Below are 22194 nucleotides of genomic sequence, written 5' to 3'. Positions count from 1 at the left end.
GCGTGCTCTCCCGCCCTCGTCTACTCGTACCCCTCCTTGCCGCCGCGCTCGTCGGTGCCCTGACCGGGTGTTCGCTGTTCGACCGGGACGCGGGGGGCATATCGGTGGTGCAACCGACCGCTGGCGCGGCGGGTGGCGGAACGCAGCTGGAGATCCCCACCACCGTTGCCGCAGGCCAGGTCAGCCTGCTTCAGCGGCTCGGCGCCGACGGCCCGCTGCGCACCCTGAGTGTCGAGCGGAACGGCGCGTGGCAGTGCCTCGACTGCGCCGGCGACGGCGTCACCTCCCGGGGCACCCTCGCGCCGGAACTCACCGAACGGCTCCAGGTGCTGCTCGCGGACCCGGCGCTGGCCACCGAGACAGATCAGGCCCGGAGATACCGAACCACCTGCATCGACGCGCTGACGTCCAGCCTGCTCACCTCGACCGGGCTGGTCACCTCGCAGGACTGCCCAGGTGAGGAACGCACGCCGGTCGCCGGGGAGATCCTGCTGCTGCTCACCCAGGCGACCCCGGCCGAGATCATCGGCTGAGCCGCCGCACCGGCGCGCAGGTCAGAGCACCTTGCCGGGGTTGAGCAGGCCAGCCGGGTCCAGAGCCGACTTGATCGCCTGGTGCACCCGGACGCCGACCGGCCCGATCTCCCGGGCCAGCCAGTCCCGCTTGAGCAGCCCGACCCCGTGCTCTCCGGTGCACGTCCCGCCCAGGTCCAGGCCGAGTCGCATGATCTCGTCGAACGCCCGCCGGCCCCGCTCCACGCTCGCCGGGTCGGCCCGGTCGACGACGATGTTCGGGTGCATGTTGCCGTCCCCGGCGTGCCCCACCACGCCGATCGGCACCTCGCACTCCGCCGCGATCCGGGCCACCCCGTCCAGCAGGGCGGCGAGCGAGCCGCGCGGCACCGCCACATCGTCGATCACCAGACCGCCGTTGCCGCCCGGGTAGGCGTCGGCGGCGAACTTCTCCATCGCCGGGTGGGCCAGCCGGCGGGCCTGTAGGAGCGCCGACGCCTCCACCCCGTCGGTGGCCGCGTAGACCTCGTCGGCGCCGGCCGCCTCGCACACCTCGGCCAGGTCGGCCAGGTCGTCCGCCGCCCGGGTGCCGGTGTCCGCAGCGGCCAGCAGCAGGGCCTGGGCGTCGGTCCGCAGCCCCATCGGCTGGTACGCCTCGATCGCCCGCAGGTGGGTCTGGTCGAGCAGCTCCAGCAGGCTGGGAGTGAGCCCACGCGCCGCGATGTCGGCCACCGCCGCGCCGGCCGCCGCAGTGGACGGGAAGACCGCCACCAGGGTCAACGAGTCGGCCGGTGCGGGCCGCAGCGCCACGGTCACTTCGGTGATCACCCCGAGGGTGCCCTCCGAGCCGACGAAGAGCCGGGTCAGGTCGTAGCCAGCCACCCCCTTGGCCGTACGCCGGCCGGTGCGCAGCACCTCACCGGAGGCGAGCACCACCTCCAGGCCGAGCACGTACTCGGTGGTCACGCCGTACTTCACGCAGCACATGCCGCCCGCGTTGGTGGCCACGTTGCCGCCGATCGTGGAGGACTCCCAGGAGCCGGGGTCCGGCGGGTACCAGAGCCCCTGCTTGGCGACCGCACCGGCCAGAGCCGCGTTGACCACCCCCGGCTGAACCACCGCGATCCGGCTCACCGGGTCGATCTCCCGGATCTCGGCCATCGCGACGGTGCTGAGCACCACCGCGCCGTCCACCGCGTTCGCCGCGCCGGCCAGCCCGGTCCGCGCGCCCTGCGGCACCACCGGTACGCCGTGCCGCGCCGCCGCCCGGACCACGGCGACCACCTGCTCGGTGGTGCGTGGGCGGGTCACCACCAGCGGGGTGCCGGCGGCGCAGAGGTCGGCCTCGTCCCGCTGGTGCACGCGCAGCAGGTCCGGGTCGGTGAGCACGGCGTCGTCACCGAGCGCGGCGCGCAGGTCGTCGAGGAGAGTGGTGGGGGCCATGCAGCCGAGGCTAGGTCGCCGGCCGGCGATCATCAACATGATCGACTCCGCGGGATAGCTTGGGCACCATGCTCTACCTGGACCGGCCTGCCTGGCCGTGGCGCGGTCGGCTCTGGTCGCACCTGATCAGCGACGTCTCCCACGCAGAGCTGCACGCCTTCGCGGAGGCGCTGGGCGCTCCCCGGCGCGGCTTCGACCGGGACCACTACGACATTCCGGCCGACCGGTTCGCGGCGGCGGTGTGGCTCGGTGCCCAGGTGTTGCCGAGCCGGGAGCTGGTCCGGTTGCTCCGCGACGCCGGCTTGCGCCGCCCGAAGCACCTGGTCAGCCCGCCTCGGCACCTGGTCAGTCCGCGCCCGCCGACGACCCGGTGAGCGTGGCCAGCTCGCGGCGCACGTTGTCGCGGGCGGGCTCCTCCCAGCGGCTGGCCAGCTGCGGTAGCCGGAACAGCGCGGGCAGCTCCAGCAGCCCGGTGAGCACCGAGGCCCGTCCGGCCCGGAAGACCGGCTCCGGCACATGGGCGTACTCCCGCCGGATGGCCGCCGCATAACGCTCGTAGGTGGCCGGCGGCGTGGCCAGCACGGCGAGGTCCGCGTCGCAGAGCAGGGCGCCGCCCAGGTCGCCCGGCGCCACCGCGTGGCCGGCGGTGAGCAGCACCAACCGGCGCACCTCGGCCACCGCGGGCGCCGGCACCCCGAGCCCGGTGAGCACGCTCTCGGCCAGCGCGGCGCTGTCCCGTTCGTTGGTGTCGCCGGCGGCCCGCGGGTCGTAGACCGCGTCGTGCCACCAGGCCGCCAGCCGGACCTGGTTGGCCTGGTCGGTCAGCTCGGCGTGACGGTCCACCACGTCGAGCACCGCCGTCAGGTGGGCCACCGTGTGGTAGTGCCGGTGCGGCTCCCGCCACCGGGCGAGCAGCAGCTTCCCGGCCCTGGTCCACCTCGCGTCCGGCCTCGCACCGGCACCCCGGGCCGCCACCCGCCACTGGTCCAGCAAATCGGCCACCGCCCGAGTCTGCCGCATCCGGCCGCAGCGCGGGCGGGAGGATTCAGCGAGCCTGCCATGGGTAGTCGCGCCCATGGCCGTGGCCCGGGACAAACGATCTCCGCTGGTGCGGCGTACGGCGCTGCGTGAGGGGCTCGTGGACGTCGACGGCGCCCGGATCGCCGAGGCCACCGAGGAGCTGCGGCAGCGCGGCCGGGCGACCCTGCACGACCGGCTGCACCGGCTGCGGATGGCCGGAGGGCTGGCCGTGCAGGCCGGGCTGGCCGCCGCGTTGGCGTACCTGATCTCGCACAGGTACCTCGGCAACCCGCAGCCCGTCTTCGCGCCGATTTCCGCGGTCGGCACCCTGGCCGCGTCGGTCGGCCAGCGGTTCCGCCGGACCGTGGAACTGATCATCGGGGTGGGGATCGGGGTGGCCGTCGGCGATTTTCTGATCTACCTGCTCGGGACCGGGGCGTGGCAGCTCGGCCTGGTGGTCACCGTGGCGATTCTGTTCTCGATCTTCGCCGGGGCCAGCGTGGCCATCGTCATCCAGGCGGCGGCCACCGCGGTGCTGATCGTCACGCTGAGTCCCGTCACCAAGGATCTGGAGATCCCGCGCTTCATCGACGCGCTCCTCGGCGGTGGGATCGCGCTGCTGGTGACGGCGGTGCTGCTGCCCCTGAACCCGCTCCGGGTGATCAACCGAGCCGCCCGGCCGGCGCTGGACCTGCTCGCCGCCCAGCTCGACGCCACCGCCGACGGACTGCGCAAACGGGACCGCGCCGGCATCCAGTTGGCGCTGGACCGGCTGCGCAACAACAAGGGGGAGCTGGCCACGTTGACCGAGGCCGTCGAGGGCGCGAAGGAGACCGCCATCCTCTCCCCGGCCCGCTGGCACCGGCGCGACGAGCTGGTCCACTACGCGGAGGCGGCCGACCCGATCGACCGGGCGATGCGCAACACCGGCACGCTGATCCGCCGGTCCGTCACGTTGCTCGAGGACGAGGAGCCGGTGCCCGATCCGATGCCGGACGCCATCGGCCACCTCGCCGAGTCGGTCCGGCTGCTCAAGCACGAGTTCGCCGCCGGCGAGGAGCCGGAGAAGTCCCGGGAGCGGTCGCTGCGGGCGGTCAGCGAGGCCGGCCGGGCGTACGGCGCCGGGGTCGGCTTCTCCGGCAATGTGGTGATCGCCCAGATCCGGACCACCGCGAGCGACCTGCTGGTGGCCTCCGGGATCGAGCAGGAGGAGGCGAACCGGTGTATCCGCACCGCCTTCGGCGAGCAGGAACGGCCGGTCGGTGAGCCGGCCGAGCCCGGCGAGGCGTTGAAGCCACCCACCGCCCCGCCGGTCGGCTGAGCGGGGGCCACCAGCGGTCGGGCCCTCAGCACGTCGAGCGTGCGCAGGTCGACCGATGCGACCGGACCGGCCGGCAACGGATGGCTACGCTGACCGCATGGCCGACACCCCGCCCGGTTCACCGCTGCCGTCGTCGCCCCCACCCACGGCCCCGTCCGTCGGCGAGGCACCCCGGATGCCGCTGCGCCGACTGGGCTGGCGACGGTTCCTGGTGCTGGCCGGGGTGGTGCTGTTCATCGCCGCCTGCGCGGTGTTCATGGTCTTCACGCTCGGCCAGTCGCTCGGTGTGCGGGCCCTGCTGATCGGGGTGGTCGCCGCCATCCTGCCGGTGCCGGTGCTGGTCGCCTGCTTCCTCTGGCTGGACCGCTACGAACCGGAGCCGCTGAAGTATCTGATCTTCTGCTTTGCCTGGGGGGCGTTCGTCTCCACCGCCGCCTCGCTCACGGTCAACGACTTCGCGGCCAACCGCTTCGCCGACTGGAGCCTGCCGTCCGCGCTCACCGGGGTGCTGGTGGCGCCGTTCATCGAGGAGCTGACCAAGGCCCTGGGCCCGATCCTGCTGCTGGTGTTCCGCCGCCGTGAGTGGTCCGGGATCACCGACGGCCTGGTCTACTGCGGGCTCTCCGCGGTCGGCTTCGCCATGGTGGAGAACATCCTCTACCTGGGCGGATACGGCTATGCGACCGGCGCCGAACGGTACGGCCCGGCGACCGGCACGCAGCAGGTCATCGCGATCTTCATCGTCCGGATCCTGCTGTTCGGGTTCGCCCACCCGCTTTTCACCTCGATGACCGGTGTGGGACTGGGCATCGCGGCTCGGACGGCCGACCGGCGGGTCCGAGTGCTCGCCCCGATCGGCGGCCTGCTGCTGGCGATGATGCTGCACGGCACGTGGAACCTGCTGCCCACGCTGACCCAGGCCACCGGCGAAGCGGTGATCATGCTGTACGGCTTCCTGGGCCTGATGGTGCCGGTCTTCTTCGGCATGGTGGGGCTGGCGGTGTGGCTGCGCGCCTGGGAGGGGCGGCTCACCGAGCGGACGTTGCCGGCCTACGTACGCGCCGGCTGGCTGAGCCCGCCCGAGGTGGCCGCGCTGAGCAGCCTCGGCCGGCGGCACGCGGCCCGCAGTTGGGCCCGGCGGGTGGCCGGCGACGCCGGGGTACGGGCGATGCGCGGATACCAATTCGCCGCCACCCGGCTGGCCCTGCTGCGCGACGGGTCGCTGCGCGGCCTGGACCGCAAGCCGGCCGAGCAGGAGCGGACCGCCCGTGAGGAGCGGGAGCTGCTGGACGCGATCAGCGCGTACCGGTCGTTCTTCGTCGGTCGGGACCCGCAGGCCCCGGCGGGGGTCTGGGACGGTAGCCGCTACCACCTGCGCTTCCCCGACGGTACGCAGCGTCCGGTGGACGCGCCGGACGAGCCCGTGGTGCCGATCCCGGTGGTGCTGGCCCCTGCTCCGCCCCCGGTGGGGTACGCCCCGTCTGGCTGGCCCGTCCCGCGACCGGCAGCGCCCTGGCCGCCGGGTCGCCCCTGATGAGGTGCGGCCCCGGGCTGGCGGCTCAGGTGATCAGGGCGGTTCGGGTGATCAGGGCGGCTCAGGTCATCAGGGTGGTGAGGAAGTCACCGAGGCCCTGGAACATCGCCATCAGGCCTGTCCCGATCGTCTTGAACATCTGCGCGGCGCCGTTCGGCCGGAAGGCCACGAAGTAGATCAGGAACGCGACACTGCCCCAGGTCAACAACTTCTTAACGAATACCGGCATCGTCCCTCCCCAGGGCCACGGTCGCCGGATGGCTTCCCGTCGTGCGGCCAGGCAAACGGTGCGCGGCGGGGCCTGGTGGCCGGGGGAGGTGCGTCAGAGATAGAGGCCAGTGGGGTCGTTCTCGATCCGCTCGGCGGCCACGGCGTGCACGTCCCGCTCCCGCAGCAGCACGTACCCGCGGCCGTGCAGCTCGACCTCGGAGCGGTCGTCCGGGTCGAAGAGCACCCGGTCGCCGGAGACGATGGCGCGGACGCTCGGCCCCACCCCGACTGCGGTGGCCCAGGCGAGGCGCTTGCCGACCGCCGCGGTCGCCGGGATGACGATGCCGGCGGTGGAGCGTCGTTCGCCCTCGCTGCCCTCCATCCGCACCAGCACGCGGTCGTGCAGCAGTCGGATCGGCAGGCCGGCGTCGAGATCGTTGTCGGCGGTCACGCCGCAGACGCTACCGTGCCGCCGCTGGCGGGCCCGCTGGTGGTTACGCCGAAGTGGTCGGGGCATTGTGTAGCGGAACTGCCCTACGGTGTCGGGAACGAACGTATGCTGTCCGACCTGTCGTTGTGGGCGGACCGGTTTCTCTGCCAGGAGGTGCGCTTGAGCCGCTTCGAGTGGGTACGCGGGCGGCTCCGCCGCGCCTACCAGTTGCGACAGGAGTCGGCGAGCACCGACGGGGGCACGTCGAGTGACGTGTCGGAGGCGGCCCAGGTGGCGTCGCCGGCCGTGCCGGGGCCGGCCGCGCCGCCGAGCGCCTCGGTCGTCGGCTCGGAACCTCCGGTGGACCTGCACAACTCGACCTCCAGCCGGGACGACGCTGATGTCCCGCACGGGCTGCGGATCGCCGCCGCGTGGTGCTGGCGCCTGATCGTGATCGGCGTGGTGGCCTGGGCACTGCTCAGGATCGTCGGCACGATCAAGATCGTGATCATTCCGCTGGCCATCGCGTTGCTGCTCTCTGCGCTGCTCGCGCCGGCGGTGGGCTGGCTGCTGCGGGTCCGACTGCCCCGTTCGATGGCGACGGCGGTGGTGCTGGTCGGTGGCCTGGCCGCGGTGATCGGCACGCTGACGCTGGTGGTCAACGAGTTCATTCGCGGTGTGCCGGAGCTGAGCCAGAAGTCGTCGGAGGGTGTCCGGCAGATCCAGAACTGGCTGAAGACGGGCCCGCTGCACCTCTCGGACACCCAGCTCAACCGCTACATCGACGAGGCGCAGGCCTGGATCAACGACAACACCTCCAACTTCACCAGCGGCGCGCTGAGCACCGCCGCCACGCTGGCCGAGGTGCTGACGGGCACGCTGCTGGTGCTCTTCGCGACGTTCTTCTTCCTACGCGACGGCAATCGCATCTGGCGCTTCCTGGTCCGGCTGCTGCCGGTCGCCGCCCGGTGGAAGGTCGACGACGCCGGCCGCGCCTCCTGGCACACGCTCGGCGCGTACGTCCGCGCGACCGTGCTGGTCGCCTTCATCGACGCGGTCGGCATCGGCATCTTCCTGGTCATCTTCGATGTCCCGTTCGCCTTCCCACTGGCCGCGCTGGTCTTCCTCGGCGCGTTCATCCCGATCGTCGGTGCGGCGCTCTCCGGCGGTGTGGCGGTGCTGGTGGCGCTGGTCGACAGCGGCCCGGTCACCGCGTTGATCATCCTCGGAGCGGTGATCGGTGTGCAGCAGGTGGAGGGCCACATCCTTCAACCGCTGATCATGGGACGGGCGGTCGCTCTCCACCCGCTCGCGGTGATCATCGGCATCGCCGCCGGTGTCGTCCTCGCCGGCATCACCGGCGCGCTCGTCTCGGTGCCGCTCATCGCGGTGCTGAACACCGCGGTCCGCCGGCTTGCCGCCCGACGGGTCCCGGACACCCCGCCCGACGCCGTGGTCGTCGCCTCGCAGGCCCCCTGACCAACCCGCCGGTCAGGACTTGGCGAGGCGCTCCAAGGCACCCCGGGCCACCTCGGGGCGGGTGGTGTACCAGAACGGTGGCAGCGAGCGGCGCAGGAACGGCCCGTAGCCTCGGGCCGTCTCCAATCGTGAGTCGAGCACCGCGACCACGCCCCGGTCGCCGCTCGCCCGGATCAGCCGGCCCACGCCCTGAGCCAGCCGCACCGCCGCGATCGGCACGCTGACCGCAGCGAAGCCGGAGCCGCCGCCCGAGTCCACAGCCGCGGCGCGGGCAGCCGCCAGCGGCTCGTCCGGGCGCGGGAAGGGCAGCCGGTCGATGACCACGAGCTGGCAGGCGTCACCCGGCACATCCACCCCCTGCCAGAGCGACATCACCCCGAACAGGCAGCTGGCGCGCTCCGCACGGAACCGGCGGACCAGCAGCGGCAACGCCTCCTCGCCCTGCAGCAGCACCGGCAGGTCGGTCCGCGCGCGCAGCAGGTCCGCCGCCTGCTGCGCGGCCCGTCGGGAGGAGAAGAGCCCGAGAGTACGACCACCGAGCGCCTCGACCAGCCCGAGCAGCTCCTCCCCGGCAGCGTCGGGCAGCCCGGAGACGCTGGGTCGGGGCAGGTGCGCGGCGACGTACAGAATGCCCTGCCGGGCGTAGTCGAACGGCGAACCCACGTCGAGTGACCGCCAACCGGGGCCTTCGGTCGCCGGTACGACGGCACTCGGGGTGACGTCGCCGGCGAGCCGACGGCCCGGCGTCTCGGCGGCCGGGCGGCCAGGGCCGGTGCGGGCGGCCAGTGCGGCTGCGGCGGGGGTCGGCGGGGCGGGCGGCGGCGCGTCCAGCCCGAGGGCACGGGCCACCGTGTCGAACCGGCCGCCCAGCGCCAAGGTCGCCGAGGTGGCGACGACGGTGCGTTCGTCGTACAGGTGGGTGGCGAGGGTGCCGGCCACTGACAGCGGCGCGACCACCAGTGCCCGGCGGCTGCCGCTGTCGTTCTTCTCCACCCACGCCACGTCGTGGTCGGCCTCCTCCAACAGCCGCTGCGCGGTGGTGGAGAGCTCGTCCAACGCGGCCTTGGCCTGCTGCTTGCGGACCGGGTCGGGGTCGTCGGACTTGATGTCGCCGATCGAGTCCAGGGCGCTGCGGGTGGCGGCGTCGAGCAGCGTGCACGCCTCCCGCAACGGCGTCGGCAGCCCGGCGGTGATACGCCCGGCCGGTGCCTCGGCCAGCCCGACCGCGAGGGCGTCACCGGCGGCGGTGAGCGCCTCGGCGGTCTCCGGCCGCAGCAGGGGGCGGGCCCGCCGGGTGGACCGGTCGATCAGCTCCGGCACCAACTCCGCCTGAGCCGCCGAGGAGACCCGGTCGGCCAGCTCGTGCGCCTCGTCGACGATGAGCAGCTTGTGCGGCGGCACGATGTGCCGGTCGGCGAGCATGTCGACCGCGAGCAGGCTGTGGTTGGTCACCACGATGTCGGCCTCCCGGGCCCGCGCACGGGACGCCTCGGCGAAGCACTCCTGACCGAACGGGCAGCGGGTCGCCCCGACGCACTCCCGGGCCGGCATCGACACCAGCCGCCAGGCCTGATCGTCGACGCCTGGGTCCAGCTCGTCCCGGTCGCCGGTGGCCGTCCGCTCGGCCCAGTCGCGCAGCCGCTCGACCTGCTTACCCAACCGGCCCGCCTCACCGAGCCACTTCGTCCCGCCGCCGGGGCGGGTCGCCGGGGCGTCGAAGAGGGTGTCCTCCGGCTCTTCCTCGGTGGAGTTGTCCAGGCGGGCAAGGCAGAGATAGTGGTGGCGGCCCTTGAGCACCGCAAAGGTGGGCCGACGCCCGAGCATCGGCTCGACCGCGTCGGCCAGCCGGGGCAGATCGTGGTCGACCAGCTGGGACTGCAACGCCAGGGTGGCGGTGGAGACCACCACCGGGCCGTCCACGGTGAGCGCCGGCGCGAGGTAGGCCAGCGACTTGCCGGTGCCGGTGCCCGCCTGCACGAGCAGATGCTCGCCGCCGGCCACGCACTCCTCGATCGCTGTGGTCATCTGCTGCTGGCCGGGGCGTTCCGCACCACCGGGGACCGCGCCGACCGCCGCCGCCAGCAGCTCCGTGCCACTGGGCCGGGCACCCCGCCGCCGGCCCTTGGCACGGGCCGACGGGGTGGCGGAACCGGTGGCGGTGCGGGGCGGAGTCACCGTGCGACGGTACCCGGCGCCGCCGACACCGACCGCGCCCATCCGCCGCGTGGCGCGATGCCGGCGATGCCGGTCGGTGTGGTCGATGCCGTCCCGTTACGGCCGCACTACGACGCGTGGGCAGGATCGGTTAGGGTGCGAATCATGCCGAGCGACGTGGTCCGAGTGATCTACCGCAAGTACGACGGCAGCGCCCACCGCGACTACCCGGCCCGCCGCCTCACCGAGGACGACCTCGGCGTCTGGCTCGGCGTGCCCGAGGGCACCGAATCGGTCTACCACGGCCGGCCGTCGGTGGAGAAGATTCCGTTCGTGCTGCTGGTGCCACACCGTGCCTGGTGGACGGCCATGTTCAACCCGCCACCCCGCACCAGCGAGGTCTACTGCGACATCGCCACCCCGGCCCGCTGGGAATCCGAGGACACCGTCCACCTGATCGACCTGGACCTGGACGTTGTCCGGCGTCGGGTCACCGGCCTGGTGGAGCTGCTCGACGAGGACGAGTTCGCCGAGCACCGGGCCCGGTTCGGCTACCCGGACGACGTGGTGGTCGAGGCCGAAGCCGCGGCCCGCCGGCTGTTCGGGGTGCTCGGGGACGGCACCGAGCCGTTCGCCACCACGTACCGCAAGTGGTTGGCACTGGTGGTCTGACGCCGCGCGCCCGGCTCACCAGCGCGGTGGCCAGCCGGCGCCCGCACCGAGCGGCGGCACGTCGGCCAGCTTCTCCGGATTGAGCTGGTTGTAAATGGCGGTGACCCGGCCCTGGTCCACCGCGAAGGCGGTGACCAGGCGGATCGGCCGCCCGTCGCTGTGCACCGTCTCCATCTGAAGGCCGAGCACGCCGTCGACGAGCACGACCCGGGCCAGCACCCGGTCGGCGTACCGGCCCGCCCGGCCGAACAGGCCGAGCGTGAACCGACCCACGGCGTCCGCGCCGAGCACCGGCCGGCGGGCTGAGGGGAAATGCCCGCCCGAGTCGCCGACGAAGACCACGTCCGGCGCGAGCACCTGGAGCAGTTGGTCCAGCTCGCCGGACTCGGTGGCGGCGACGAACGCTTCGAGCACCCGGCGCTGCTCGGCCGGGTCGGCGGTGTGCCGGGGTACGTCCGGCGCGGTGACCGCCCGGCGTGCCCGGGAGGCGAGCTGCCGGGCGGCCACCGCAGTGGTGCCGAGCACGTCGGCGACGCGGGCGAACGGCACCGCGAACACGTCGTGCAGCACGAGGGCGACCCGCTGCTCCGGTGCGAGCCGCTCCAGCACCACCAGCAGCGCCGTACCGACCTCGTCGGTGCGAACCGCCCGCTCCGCCGGGTCGGGCGCGTAACCGTCGTCCAACGGAGTCACCACCGGTTCTGGCAGCCACTGCCCCGGGTACGCCTCCCGCCGCACCCGGGCCGAGCGCAGCACGTCCAGGCAGATCCGGGCGCAGGTGGTGGTCAGCCACGCGGACAGCTCGCGGACCTCGGCGCGGGCCGTCGGGTCGGCGAGCGCCCCGGCGTAGCGCAGCCAGGTCTCCTGCACCGCGTCCTCCGCCTCGCTGCGGCTGCCCAGCATCCGGTAGGCCCCCGCGAGCAGCCGCCCCCGCTCGGCCTCGAACTCCGTCGCCAGGTCCCGCACGACGCACCACCCTCCCCGGTCGACACCGTCCTGGCGTACATCCTTGCGCCGACTGGACGCGCTGGCAGCCCTGGGCCGGACGGCCTGTCGAGGCTCGGGCGACCCTCGACGGGCGGAAGGCCTGCGGGTGAGCGATGATCCGTGGATGAGCGCACCCCAGCAAGGGCAGATCGTGGCGCCGGACGGCGGCTCCGTGCGGGAGTTGCTGCGGATCACGGCACCGGTGGATCTCGGCGCGATCGACCCACGGTCCACGCCTGGCCTGCCGAGGACAGCCGGGCGCGGAGAGCACCGTAAGGCCTGGGCACGAGAGCAGGTGGAGCTGGTCGGCGGCGAGCTGGGCCGGCGGCAGGAGATGCTGTTCGCGATGGCCAAGACCGGGTCAAAGAGGCCGACGCGCCGGGTGCTGCTGGTGCTCCAGGCGATGGACTGCGGTGGCAAGGACGGCACGATCAAGCGGGTGGCCGGCGCGATGAATCCGCTGGGCCTGCACATCCGTTCGTTCGGGCCGCCGAGTCCCCAGGAGTTGCGGCACGACTTCCTCTGGCGGATCCGTCGGGAGCTGCCGCCGCCGGGGTACGTGGGAATGTTCAACCGCTCGCACTACGAGGACGTGTTGATCGCCCGGGTCGGCGCGCTGGTGCCGGAGGCGACCTGGCGGGCTCGCTATGACGAAATCAACTCGTTCGAGCGGGAGTTGACCGGGGACGCCGTGACCGTGATCAAGGTGATGCTGCACATCTCGTACGCCGAGCAGGGCAAGCGCCTGCTGGAACGGCTCACCGACCCGAACAAGCACTGGAAGTACAACCCCTCCGACGTGGACTCCCGGGCTCACTGGGACGACTACCAGGCCGCGTACGCCGAGGCCCTCAGCCGGTGCAGCACGGACGCCGCGCCCTGGTTCGTGGTGCCGGCGGACCGTAAGTGGTATCGGGACTGGGCGGTGGCCCAGCTGCTGCGTGAGACGTTCGACACCCTCGATCTGGGGTATCCGGCTGCCGATTTCGACGTGGCGCACGAGCGGGAGCGGTTGTGTGCTGAGGGAGCGGTTGCGGGTGGGACGCCCGAGATGAACAGCAGGTGAACGAGTGGTGAATGACGTCTGGCCAGGGGTGGGCCGGCGAATTCACGGTTCTGTCGTTTCCTAGCATTCACCGAGCGGGCGCCCGACGGGTGCCGCCACCCTCCCACCGACGCGACGAGGTCTGTGCTGTGAAGTTTTCCTTCCGCCCCACCGAGGGCGCCTTCTATGAGCTCTTCACCAGGGCCGCGCAGAACCTGGTCCGGGGCACCGCGCTACTCAACGAGCTGGCCCTGCCCGGCGTCGACGTGCAGTCCGTCAGCGAGCGGCTGACCGAGGTCGAGCACGACAGCGACCAGATCACCCACGACTTGTTCAAGAAGATCAACTCGACCTTCATCACCCCGTTCGACCGCGAGGACATCTACCGGCTCGGCTCGCTGCTGGACGACGTGATGGACCACCTGGAAGCGGTCGGCGACCTGCTCTACCTGTACGGGCTGACCGAGCTTCCGGCGCTGCCCCGCGAGCTGCACGAGATGGTGAACGTTCTCGACCAGCAGGCCAAGCTGACCGCCGACGCGATGCCCCGGCTGAAGTCGATGAAGGATCTCGAGGACTACTGGATCGAGTGCAACCGGCTGGAGAACGAGGGCGACCGGATCAACCGGCAGTTGCTCGTCCGCCTCTTCTCCGGCGAGTACGACGCGTTGACGGTGCTGAAGATGAAGGAGGTCGCCGACGAGCTGGAGGCCGCCTGCGACGCCTTCGAGCACGTGGCCAACACCGTCGAGACCATCGCCGTCAAGGAGTCCTGAGCCGGTGTCTCCGTCTCCCGAACTCATCGCCGTACTGGCGGTGATCGCGGTCGCCTTGGCGTTCGACTACACCAACGGCTTTCACGACGCTGCCAACGCGATCGCGACAAGTGTCTCCACCCGGGCGTTGACCCCCCGGATCGCCCTCGGGCTCGCCGCGGTCGGCAACTTCGTCGGCGCACACTTCGGCGCCGGGGTGGCCAAGACCGTCGGCGACAACCTGGTCACGCTCCCCACCGGGGTGAGCAGCCTCGGGGTGGTCTTCGCCGGGGTGCTCGGCGCGATCGCCTGGAACCTCATCACCTGGTATTTCGGTCTGCCGTCGTCGTCCTCACACGCGCTCTTCGGTGGCCTGGTCGGCGCGACCCTGCTGTCCGCCGGTGGCATCGTGCAGTGGGCCAACATCACCGAGAAGGTGCTGTTGCCGATGGTGCTGTCACCGCTCGTCGGCCTCATCCTCGGCTACCTGCTGATGCTGGCCATCCTCTGGCTGTTCCGGAAGGGGCAGCCGGGCAAGCTCAACCGGGGCTTCCGGTGGGCGCAGACCGCCTCGGCGGCGGCCATGTCGGTCGGCCACGGCATGCAGGACGCCGCCAAGACCATGGGCATCGTGGTGCTGGCGCTCTACACCGGTGGTTTCCAGACGAGCAAGACGCACATCCCGGGGTGGGTGTTCTGGACCTCGGCGACCATGCTGGCTCTCGGCACGTACGCCGGTGGCTGGCGGATCATCCGCACCCTCGGTCGGAAGATCATCGACCTGGGGCCGCCGGAGGGCTTCGCCGCCGAGACGGTCGCCAGCGCGGTGCTCTACTTCAACGCCCTGGTGCTGAAGGCGCCAATCTCCACCACCCACACGATCACCTCGGCGATCATGGGCGTGGGCGCGACCAAACGGCTCTCCGCGGTCCGCTGGAACGTCGCCGGCAACATCGTGCTCGCCTGGATCATCACATTCCCGGCCGCCGCGCTGATCGCCTGCGTCACCTACCTGCTGGTCCGGCCGCTCTTCGGCTGACCGCCGTTTTTGTGAAAGGCCCCTTGTCAAGGTCTCGCCTTGACAAGGGGCATTCTCTGTTCAGACGTACCGGACGCCGATCTGCTCGCGGACCGTGTCCAGCAGCGCCATCACCTCGAGGGTTGCCGCGTGCGGCACCATCGGGCTCTCCGTCAGCCCGGCGGCCAGGCAGCGCTGCACCTCGATCGCCTCGTACTGGTAGCCGTTGCCGACCCCGTCGGCGGCGATCGTCTCCGGCTCGGCGCCGGCCCGGTGCAGGGTCAGCGAACCGGGACGGAAGAACGGCTCCGGCAGGTCGATCCGGCCGGTGCTGCCGGTGATCGAGGCGGACAGCTCACTCGACCCGACCATGCCGCAGCTCAGCGTGGCCAGCGCTCCGGTGTCGTAGCCGAACAGGATGCCGGTGTTCTCGTCCGTCCCCTCCGGGCCGAGCTGCGCCCAGGACCGGATGTGCTGCGGCACTCCGAGCAACAGGTGAGCCAGGCCGATCGGGTAGATCCCCAGGTCGAGCAGGGCGCCCCCACCCAGCGCCGCGTTGCGCATCCGGTGCTCCGGCAGGAACGGCCCGGACACCCCGAAGTCTGCCCGGACGTTGCTCACCGTGCCGATCGCCCCATCCGCGATCAACTCTGCCGCCCGCAGGATCAGCGGATTCAATCGCATCCACATGGCCTCCATCAGGAAGACCCCGGCGGCGCGGGCGGTGTCCACCAGATCGGTGCTGGTGACCAGATCGAGGGTGAACGGCTTCTCCAGCAGCACCGCGCGTCCGGCGGTCAGGCAGGTCATCGCCGCCTCGTAGTGCGCGGAATGCGGGGTCGCCACGTAGATCGCGTCGACCTCCGGGTCGGCGGCCAACTCGACCCAGGAGCCGTACGCGCGCTTCGCGCCGTACGTATCGGCGAAGCGCTGCGCGCTCTGAGCGCTACGGGAGCCGACCGCGACCAGCTCGGCGCCCGGCACCAGCCGGAGGTCTTCAGCGAAACGGCTGGCGATGTGGCCGGTGGCCAGGATGCCCCAACGAGTCATGCCGAAACGCTAGCCGAGCCAGGTGAATCGCCGGCTAGCCGGCCGCTTGCCGGGATGGTGCCCCGATCACGGCTGGGCGCGCCCCGATCGCCGCGTCCTCGGCAACTAGGCTCGCGGAATGACGATCGACAGCGATGGCTTCACCGCCCCGGCCGCCCTGGTCGAGCACGCCCGTCGGTTCCGGGCCGAGGGCGGCACCCCGGCGGTGCCGCGGGTCGCGGCGACCGTGTTGCTGCTGCGCCCGACCGACACCGACTTCGAGGTGTACGTCATCCGCCGGGTCGCCGCCATGACCTTCGGCGGGATGTACGCCTTCCCCGGCGGCGGCGTGGACCGCTCCGACTCCGAGGCACACCTGGACTGGGCCGGCCCGGCGCCGAGCGAGTGGGCGGGCCGCCTCGGCGTGGCCTCGGACGCCGCCCAGGCGGTGGTCTGCGCCGCGGCCCGGGAGGTCTTCGAGGAGGCGGGTGTGCTGCTCGCCGGCCCGGACCAGGCGACCGTGGTGGGCGACGTCAGCGGCGACGACTGGGAGGCGGCCCGCCAAGACCTGGAGGGACGCCGGCTGGGCTTCGCGACGCTGCTCGCCGACCGCCAGCTCACGCTGCGGTCGGACCTGCTGCTGCCGTGGAGCCGGTGGATCACCCCGGAGTTCGAGCCGCGCCGCTTCGACACGTACTTCTTCGTGGCTCTGCTGCCGGCGGGGCAGCGGACCCGCGACGTCTCCGGCGAAGCCGACCACACGTTGTGGATCAGGCCGGCGGACGCGCTGGCCCGGGCCGAGGCGGGGGAGCTGACCATGCTGCCGCCGACCCTGGTCACGCTGGCCCAGGTGGCGGCGGCCGGCGACCTGGCCGGAGTCGCGCGGACGGCGGCCGACCGGGATGCCGCCACCCCGGTCGCCCCGCGCCTGGACTTCCCGGCCAACGGCGAGCCCCGCTTCGTGCTCGGCTAACCACCCCGCCCCCCGCGCCCGCCTCCCCCCGCGCCCGCCTCCCCCCGCCCCCCGCCCTCCCCGCCCCCACGCCCCGTCGATCTAGGGCTTGTTGCTGTCAGTCGATCTTTGAACACAGCGATCTTCCCTAGATCGACGGCGTGTGGGGTGGGGAGGGGGCGCGGCGGGGGGAGGGGGGAGAGGGGGGAGGGGGGAGAGGGGAGAGGGGAGAGGGGGGCGGGAGGGGCTTAGCCGAAGCGGCCGGTGATGTAGTCCTCGGTCTTCTTCACGCTCGGGTTGCTGAAGATCTTCTGGGTGTTGTCGTACTCGATCAGCCGGCCCGGGTCGCCGGTCTTCTCGATCGAGAAGAAGGCGGTCCGGTCCGACACCCGCGCGGCCTGCTGCATGTTGTGCGTCACGATGATGATCGTGAACTTGTCCTTGAGCTGGAACATCAGGTCCTCGATCGCCAGCGTGGAGATCGGGTCCAGGGCCGAGCACGGCTCGTCCATCAGCACGACCTGCGGCTCGACCGCGATGGTACGGGCGATGCAGAGCCGCTGCTGCTGACCGCCGGAGAGGCCCGCGCCGGGCTTACCCAGCCGGTCCTTGACCTCGTCCCACAGGTTCGCCGAGCGCAGCGCCTTCTCTGCCGCTTCCTCCAGGATCGACTTCTTGCGGACCCCGTTGAGCTTCAGCCCGGCCACCACGTTCTCGAAAATGCTCATGGTGGGGAACGGGTTCGGCCGCTGGAAGACCATGCCGATCATGCGCCGGACCGCGGTGACGTCCACGTCCCGGTCGTAGATGTCCTGCTCGTCGATGGTCAGGCTGCCCTCGACCCGGGCACCCGGCAGCACCTCGTGCATCCGGTTGATTGACCGCAGGAAGGTCGACTTGCCGCATCCGGACGGTCCGATGAGAGCCGTGACCGTCTTCGGTTCGACGGTCAGGTTGATGTTCTCGATCGCCTTGAACCCGCCGTAGTAGGCGGTGACGTTCGAGGCTGCGACGCGCTTGGCCATGGTGGTACCTCCGGGGTTCATCGGCTGAGCCGGTTGCGACGGGCCAGCAGCTTCGCCGCGATCGTCAGGATGAGCACGAGGGCGACCAGGGTGAGTGCCGCGGTCCACGCCCGTGCCGGCGCGTACTTCGACGCGTCACCGGCCTGCTGGTAGACGAAGAGGGACAGCGACGACTGGTTGTTCTCGAAGGGGTTCATGTTGATCGCGGCGCCGCCGCCGGCGACCAGCAGCACCGGCGCGGTCTCGCCGGCCGCGCGGGCGATGGCGAGCATGACGCCGGTGACGATGCCGGGCAGCGCCGTCGGCAGCACCACCCGCAGGATGGTCTTCCATTTGGGTACGCCGAGCGCGTAGGCGCCCTCGCGCAGCGGCGCCGGGACGAGGCGGAGCATCTCCTCGCTGGACCGGACGATGGTGGGGAGCATGAGCACGCTCAGCGCGAGCGCGGCGGCGAAGCCGGAGAAGCTCGGCCGACCGTCGTTGAACCACGGCGAAACGATCAGCACCCAGAACGCCAGCACGAAGAGGCCGGAGACGATCGACGGGATGCCGGTCATCACGTCCACGAAGAACCGGATCGTGAAGGCGAACTTGCCCCGGCCGTACTCGACGATGTAGATGGCGCAGAGGAGGCCGAGCGGCACGGTGATCAGGGTGGCGATGCCGACCTGCTCCAGCGTGCCGATGATCGCGTGGTAGGCGCCGCCGTTGGCGTCGCGGGCCCCGATGTTGTTCATCGAGGTCTGGAAGAAGTTGACGTCCAGCCGCTCGGCGCCCTTGCTGACCAGCGTCCAGACCACGGACACGAGCGGCAGCACCGCCAGCACGAACGCGGAGTGGATCAGCGCGCTCCAGGTGCGGTTGCGGGCCGACCGGCGCCCCTCGACCGCGTTGGCGGCGGCGAAGAGCCCGACCAGGTAGAGGATCGCGCCGAGGACGACCACGAGGACCAGGCCGCCGATGTCGGTGCCGTAGACGATGACGGCGGAGAGCGCCAGGGCCGCCACGGCGATGGCCGGTGCGGCGTACCAGGGCAGCCGGCGAGCCCGCAGCGAGGGCTGGGCCTGCGGCCGGGTGCGGTGGGAGGTGACGGTTGTGGTCATGCGGCCGACTCCGTGAACTCCCGGCGGCGGTAGATGATCGCCCGCGCCGTGATGTTGACGATCAGCGTGATGGTGAACAGCACCAGGCCGGAGGCGATCAGCGCGCCCCGGCCGGTCTCGTTCGCCTCGCCGAACGCGTTGGCGATGTTGGCGGCAATGGTGTTGCCGCCGTTCTGGATCAGGTTGAACGAGATGCCGAACGTGATGCCGAGGGTGAGCGCCAGGGCGATGGTCTCGCCAAGCGCCCGGCCGAGGCCGAGCATCATCGCGGCGATGATGCCGGGACGGCCGTACGGGAGCACCGCGGTGCGGAGCATCTCCCAGCGGGTCGCGCCCAGGGCGAGGGCGGCCTCCTCGTTCGCGGTCGGCGTCTGGAGGAACACCTCGCGGGAGAGCGAGGTGATGATCGGCAGCACCATGATCGCGAGCACCAGGGCGCCCAGCATGACGGACGCGCCGAACGGGCCGTCTCCGCCGAAGAGCGGGATCCAGCCGAAGTGCTGGTTCAGCCAGACTGAGAAGTCCCGGACCGGGCTGCTGAAGACGTCGCGCCCCCAGAGGCCGAAGACCACGCTCGGCACGGCGGCGAGCAGGTCGACCAGGAAGCCGAGCGCGGTGCCCAGCCGGCGCGGCGCGTAGTGCGAGAGGTAGAGCGCGATGCCGAGTGCCACCGGCACCGCGATCAGCAGCGCGAGCGCCGAGCTGAGCACGGTGCCGAAGGCGAGCGCACCGATGCCGAACTTCGGTTGCGTGTCGTTGGGGGACCAGCCCTCGTAGGACCAGAAGTTCTCGGTGTTGGCGCGCAGGGCCGGCACCGCCTTCGCGACCAGGAAGATCGCGATGGCGGCGATGATGACCAGGACGGCGGTGCCGGCGGCCAGGGTGAGACCGCGGAAGGCCCGCTCGGCGCCGAACTTGCGGCTGCGCGGCAGCGCGCCGCCGCCGCCCAGCCCGATGCCGCCCGGGGAACGGGTGCTGACTGGTGCCTCGGCCACACGCGCCGAGGCACCGGCGGGCCACTCGTGACTCTGGGTCACGCGCGTCCCGCCGGTGCCGGCGTCGGCCGAGCGGTGAGGGGTTTCACCCATCTGCTCGCTCGATTCGGTTGCTGAGGTGGTGGGGTGGGGTCAGGAGAGGTTCTTGACCGCGGTCTCGACCTTGGCGCGAACCGTCTCCGGCAGCGGGGCGTAGCCCAGGTCGGTCAGCGAGTTCTGGCCCTCGGCGCTGGCGGCGTGGCCCAGCAGGCCCTTGACCAGCTTCAGCTTGTCGGCCGGGAGGCCCTTGCTGCAGACGATCTCGTACGTCGCCAGGACGATCGGGTAGGCCCCGGCCTCCTTGGTGTTGTAGTCGATCTTCAGCTTGAGGTCGTCGCCCTGGCCCTCGACTGCGGCACCGGCGATGGTCTTGCCGGCCGTCTCGGCGGTCAGCGCGGCGAACTCGCCGTTGCCGTTACCGATCTTGGACATCTTCAGACCGGCGTTCTCGGCGAACGACCACTCCATGTAGCCGATGGAGCCGTCGGCGCCCTTGACCCGGCTGGCCACGCCGTCCGAGCCCTTGGCGCCGGTGCCGCCCGGGGCCTTCCAGGCCTTGGCGTTGCCCAGCGTCCAGTCCGCCTCGGCGGTCTTCGAGAGGTACTTGGTGAAGTTGTCGGTGGTGCCCGACTCGTCCGAGCGGTGGACGGTCTGGATGGTGGTCGCCGGGAGCTTGGCGTCCGGGTTGTCGGCCTTGATCGCCGCGTCGTCCCACTTGGTGACCTTGCCAGCGAAGATCTTCGCCAGGGTGGCCGGCTTGAGCTGGAGGTTGTCCACGCCACTGATGTTGTAGGCCACGGCCACCGGGCCGATCACCATCGGCAGGTGGATGGCCTTGCCACCGACGCACTTGGCGTCGGCCTGCGGCTGCTCCTCCGGCTTGAGCGCGGAGTCGGAGCCGGCGAAGTCGGCGGTCCCGGCGATGAACGCCTGGATGCCCGCGCCGGAGCCGCTGGCCTCGTAGTTGATCGTGGTGCCCTGGCACTTCTGCTGGTACGCCTTGATCCACTCGGCCATGGCGTTCTTCTGGGCCGACGAGCCCTGGGCGTTCAGCGTTCCGGTGGCGCAGTCGACCGCGGCGGCCGAGCCCGAAGCGCTGGCGCCGGTGGCGGGCTCGTTATTGTCCGAGCCGCATGCACTGAGACCGAGCGTCGCGGTAAGAGCGAGGCAGGCAATAGTGCCGTACCGCTGGAGCTTCACCTGAGGGGTTTCCCTTCGCGTCTGACTTGGCACCCCGATCCCGGGGCCCGAGGACCGGCACTGACCGGCTGACACGAAAGTTAGAAGTGCCAGGTAGCCGGTTCGCCGGTCGCAAGTGAACGCAAGGTGAACACGTACGGCCACCGAGATGACCGCTCGCTGAGGATGAGTTGTCCGTCAAATGAACTTGGGTGCACCTGTCGGAAGTATGGGGATATTTCCGGTTGCCCGTTATCCCGCCGAAGCCCGGCCGTTACCCACCGGTGACCCGGTCACGGCGACGCCCGATGATCAGCCGAGGTGGTAACTGATGTGCGCGGACCAGCGGGCGAAGCCAAGTCGCTCGTAGAGCGCGACCGCCCCGGTGTTCGACTCGTCGACGTAGAGCATCACCCGGTCCAGGCCGCGCCGGTCCCGCAGGTACGCCAGCCCAGCGGTGGTCAGCGCCCGGCCGAGTCCGCCGCCGTGCGCGGTCGGCTCCACGCCCAGCACGTACACCTCGCCGATCCGGGCCGACCCCGGCCGCTCGTGCACCTTGGTCCAGTGGAAGCCGAGCAGTCGACCGGTCGCGGTCTCCTCGGCGAGCAGGAAGCCGGCCGGGTCGAACCACGGCTCGGCGAGACGGGCCCGTAGGTCGTCCGAGGTCCAGCGCCCCTGCTCGGGATGTTCGGCGAAGGCGCGCGAGTTGAGGGTCAGCCAGGCCGAGTCGTCCGCCCCGGGTCGGTACGCCCGCAGCGTCACCCCGTCGGGCAGGCGCGGCTCGCCCAGCGGGGCAGCCAGTGGCCGACGCAGCTGCCAGAGCACCCGCGCCCGGGTGAACCCGAGGTCGACGCCGAGCGCCGCCGCCGAGGGGTGGTCGCCGTGCGCCCACGCCCGCAGCGGCCCGGTGGCCGAGGCGAGCACGCCCCGGGCCAGCGCACGACCGGTGCCCCGCCGTCGGTACGCGGGGTGCACCACCAGCTCGACCCCGATCCCGCCGACCGGGTCGGTGGTGTCCAGGTGCGCGTAGCCGGTGAGGGTGCCGTCGTCGGCCCGGGCGGTCAGGTGCAGGGCCGGGGCGTCCGGGTCACGCAGCCGGAGCAGGACGTGCTCGTCGAGCGGGTCCGCGCCGTCCGTGTCGCCGGCGGAGCTGGCTAGGGCCAGCACGTCGGCGATGTCCGCCGGTGCCAGTCGGTCAGTCCGGGTCACCTGGTCGCTGGTCGCCTCCGCGCTGCTCATTCCGTCACCGTATCCGCTGCGTGTCGTAACGCCCGGACCGTCGGCCGAGTAAA

General features: G+C 71.7%; 22 protein-coding genes. 10 read left to right on the top strand and 12 right to left on the bottom strand.

Annotated features, from left to right (window positions below):
• Positions 1–2: 2 nt before the first annotated feature.
• Positions 3–533: a hypothetical protein gene (locus tag OG811_RS08280; RefSeq protein WP_406073097.1), complete on the top strand. Its 531-nt coding sequence runs from the start codon at positions 3–5 to the stop codon at positions 531–533.
• Positions 534–554: 21 nt separating this feature from the next.
• Here OG811_RS08280 and OG811_RS08275 read toward each other — a convergent pair whose 3' ends face one another.
• The gene (locus tag OG811_RS08275) at positions 555–1955 is read right to left on the bottom strand and encodes an FAD-binding oxidoreductase (protein ID WP_406073095.1); all 1401 of its coding nucleotides are present in this window, start codon (positions 1953–1955) and stop codon (positions 555–557) included.
• Positions 1956–2023: 68 nt separating this feature from the next.
• Between OG811_RS08275 and OG811_RS08270 the strand changes: the two genes are divergently transcribed.
• Positions 2024–2329 (top strand): DUF4031 domain-containing protein, encoded by a 306-nt coding sequence (locus tag OG811_RS08270; protein WP_406073093.1) that lies wholly within the window; start codon positions 2024–2026, stop codon positions 2327–2329.
• On the opposite strand, the gene OG811_RS08265 is transcribed toward OG811_RS08270, so the two are convergent.
• Entirely contained in the window at positions 2301–2957 is a 657-nt protein-coding gene (locus OG811_RS08265) for a metal-dependent phosphohydrolase (RefSeq protein ID WP_406073091.1), read from the bottom strand. The two genes, OG811_RS08270 and OG811_RS08265, sit on opposite strands and share 29 nt — an antisense overlap.
• Before the next feature lie 136 nt (positions 2958–3093).
• On the opposite strand from OG811_RS08265, the gene OG811_RS08260 reads away from it, so the two are divergent.
• Together OG811_RS08260 and OG811_RS08255 are read left to right on the top strand one after the other, a co-directional pair.
• Entirely contained in the window at positions 3094–4296 is a 1203-nt protein-coding gene (locus OG811_RS08260) for an FUSC family protein (protein ID WP_406075595.1), read from the top strand.
• Between the two features lie 55 nt (positions 4297–4351).
• Positions 4352–5830, top strand: coding sequence for a PrsW family intramembrane metalloprotease (locus OG811_RS08255; protein WP_406073089.1), 1479 nt, complete (start codon positions 4352–4354; stop codon positions 5828–5830).
• 61 nt (positions 5831–5891) lie between these two features.
• Here OG811_RS08255 and OG811_RS08250 read toward each other — a convergent pair whose 3' ends face one another.
• Both OG811_RS08250 and OG811_RS08245 read right to left on the bottom strand, forming a co-directional pair.
• Positions 5892–6059 carry a hypothetical protein gene (locus OG811_RS08250; protein WP_406073087.1) on the bottom strand — a complete coding sequence of 56 codons (168 nt, stop codon included), beginning with the start codon at positions 6057–6059 and terminating at the stop codon, positions 5892–5894.
• Positions 6060–6152: 93 nt separating this feature from the next.
• A complete protein-coding gene (locus OG811_RS08245; protein WP_272613818.1) occupies positions 6153–6491 on the bottom strand; it encodes a co-chaperone GroES in 339 nt (112 codons plus the stop codon).
• A 159-nt stretch (positions 6492–6650) separates the two neighbouring features.
• Between OG811_RS08245 and OG811_RS08240 the strand changes: the two genes are divergently transcribed.
• A complete protein-coding gene (locus tag OG811_RS08240) occupies positions 6651–7949 on the top strand; it encodes an AI-2E family transporter (protein ID WP_406073085.1) in 1299 nt (432 codons plus the stop codon).
• Positions 7950–7961: 12 nt separating this feature from the next.
• Here the strand turns inward: OG811_RS08240 and OG811_RS08235 are convergent, their stop codons facing one another.
• Positions 7962–10166: an ATP-dependent DNA helicase gene (locus OG811_RS08235; protein WP_406073083.1), complete on the bottom strand. Its 2205-nt coding sequence runs from the start codon at positions 10164–10166 to the stop codon at positions 7962–7964.
• Positions 10167–10268: 102 nt separating this feature from the next.
• On the opposite strand from OG811_RS08235, the gene OG811_RS08230 reads away from it, so the two are divergent.
• Entirely contained in the window at positions 10269–10775 is a 507-nt protein-coding gene (locus OG811_RS08230) for a DUF402 domain-containing protein (RefSeq protein WP_406073081.1), read from the top strand.
• Positions 10776–10790: 15 nt separating this feature from the next.
• Here the strand turns inward: OG811_RS08230 and sigJ are convergent, their stop codons facing one another.
• A complete protein-coding gene (gene sigJ / locus OG811_RS08225) occupies positions 10791–11741 on the bottom strand; it encodes an RNA polymerase sigma factor SigJ (RefSeq protein WP_406073079.1) in 951 nt (316 codons plus the stop codon).
• 145 nt (positions 11742–11886) lie between these two features.
• On the opposite strand from sigJ, the gene OG811_RS08220 reads away from it, so the two are divergent.
• The 3 genes from OG811_RS08220 (at position 11887) to OG811_RS08210 (ending at position 14601) form a co-directional block, all read left to right on the top strand.
• Positions 11887–12828, top strand: coding sequence for a PPK2 family polyphosphate kinase (locus OG811_RS08220; protein ID WP_406073077.1), 942 nt, complete (start codon positions 11887–11889; stop codon positions 12826–12828).
• Between the two features lie 128 nt (positions 12829–12956).
• Positions 12957–13583 carry a DUF47 domain-containing protein gene (locus OG811_RS08215; protein ID WP_406073075.1) on the top strand — a complete coding sequence of 209 codons (627 nt, stop codon included), beginning with the start codon at positions 12957–12959 and terminating at the stop codon, positions 13581–13583.
• A 4-nt stretch (positions 13584–13587) separates the two neighbouring features.
• Complete coding sequence (locus tag OG811_RS08210) at positions 13588–14601, top strand: anion permease (RefSeq protein WP_406073073.1); 1014 nt, start codon at positions 13588–13590, stop codon at positions 14599–14601.
• A 60-nt stretch (positions 14602–14661) separates the two neighbouring features.
• Here the strand turns inward: OG811_RS08210 and OG811_RS08205 are convergent, their stop codons facing one another.
• The gene (locus tag OG811_RS08205; protein ID WP_406073071.1) at positions 14662–15630 is read right to left on the bottom strand and encodes a Gfo/Idh/MocA family protein; all 969 of its coding nucleotides are present in this window, start codon (positions 15628–15630) and stop codon (positions 14662–14664) included.
• Between the two features lie 118 nt (positions 15631–15748).
• Here OG811_RS08205 and OG811_RS08200 point away from each other — a divergent pair, with 118 nt between their 5' ends.
• Positions 15749–16582, top strand: a complete 834-nt coding sequence (locus tag OG811_RS08200; RefSeq protein WP_406073069.1) for an NUDIX hydrolase — start codon at positions 15749–15751, stop codon at positions 16580–16582.
• A 227-nt stretch (positions 16583–16809) separates the two neighbouring features.
• Here OG811_RS08200 and pstB read toward each other — a convergent pair whose 3' ends face one another.
• The 5 genes from pstB to mshD all read right to left on the bottom strand — a co-directional run bounded on the left by pstB (position 16810) and on the right by mshD (position 22141).
• Positions 16810–17586 carry a phosphate ABC transporter ATP-binding protein PstB gene (gene pstB / locus OG811_RS08195; RefSeq protein ID WP_406073067.1) on the bottom strand — a complete coding sequence of 259 codons (777 nt, stop codon included), beginning with the start codon at positions 17584–17586 and terminating at the stop codon, positions 16810–16812.
• Between the two features lie 17 nt (positions 17587–17603).
• Positions 17604–18689 carry a phosphate ABC transporter permease PstA gene (gene pstA / locus OG811_RS08190; protein ID WP_406073064.1) on the bottom strand — a complete coding sequence of 362 codons (1086 nt, stop codon included), beginning with the start codon at positions 18687–18689 and terminating at the stop codon, positions 17604–17606.
• Positions 18686–19777, bottom strand: coding sequence for a phosphate ABC transporter permease subunit PstC (gene pstC / locus OG811_RS08185; RefSeq protein WP_406073062.1), 1092 nt, complete (start codon positions 19775–19777; stop codon positions 18686–18688). The genes pstA and pstC overlap by 4 nt, the downstream gene beginning before the upstream one ends.
• Before the next feature lie 39 nt (positions 19778–19816).
• A complete protein-coding gene (gene pstS / locus OG811_RS08180; protein WP_406073060.1) occupies positions 19817–20923 on the bottom strand; it encodes a phosphate ABC transporter substrate-binding protein PstS in 1107 nt (368 codons plus the stop codon).
• 291 nt (positions 20924–21214) lie between these two features.
• On the bottom strand, positions 21215–22141 hold the full coding sequence (gene mshD, locus OG811_RS08175) for a mycothiol synthase (protein ID WP_406073058.1): 927 nt from the start codon (positions 22139–22141) through the stop codon (positions 21215–21217).
• Positions 22142–22194 lie beyond the last annotated feature (53 nt).

The organism is Micromonospora sp. NBC_01638, from assembly GCF_045209745.1.
Classification (GTDB): Bacteria; Actinomycetota; Actinomycetes; order Mycobacteriales; family Micromonosporaceae; genus Micromonospora.
The sequence above is the reverse complement of the archived record's forward strand: the minus strand, read 5'-3'. Positions and strand labels throughout refer to the sequence as shown.